Origin of the sequence: Cupriavidus sp. SIMBA_020, from assembly GCF_046535395.1 — a bacterium.
GTDB classification, from domain to species: Bacteria; Pseudomonadota; Gammaproteobacteria; order Burkholderiales; family Burkholderiaceae; genus Cupriavidus; species Cupriavidus campinensis.
Genome location: NZ_JAWRWU010001091.1, coordinates 1 through 255, shown reverse-complemented (window position 1 = coordinate 255; position 255 = coordinate 1). Strand labels below are relative to the sequence as shown.

Here is a 255-nt window from a genome sequence, read left to right as displayed (position 1 = left end):
CAGCAGGCGTTCCGCGAGGTCGCGGACGCGCTGGCGGGCGAAGCCACCTACGGCGCCCAGCTGGACGCCCAGCGCGCGCTGCAGGATTCGTCGGCGCGCACCCTGGAGCTGTCGAACCTGCGCTATACCAATGGTATCGACAGCTACCTGCAGGTGCAGACCGCGCAAGTGGACTTTTTCAATGCCCAGCTGGCGCTGGTGCAAACCGGCCTGGCCGCGCTGATCAACCGTGTGGAACTCTACAAGGCACTGGGC

General features: G+C 66.3%; 1 protein-coding gene. It reads left to right on the top strand.

What is annotated here, in order from left to right; translation table 11 throughout:
- Positions 1 to 255 (top strand): TolC family protein (locus SB751_RS32870; protein WP_410749362.1); only part of this gene is annotated, 255 nt, incomplete at both ends.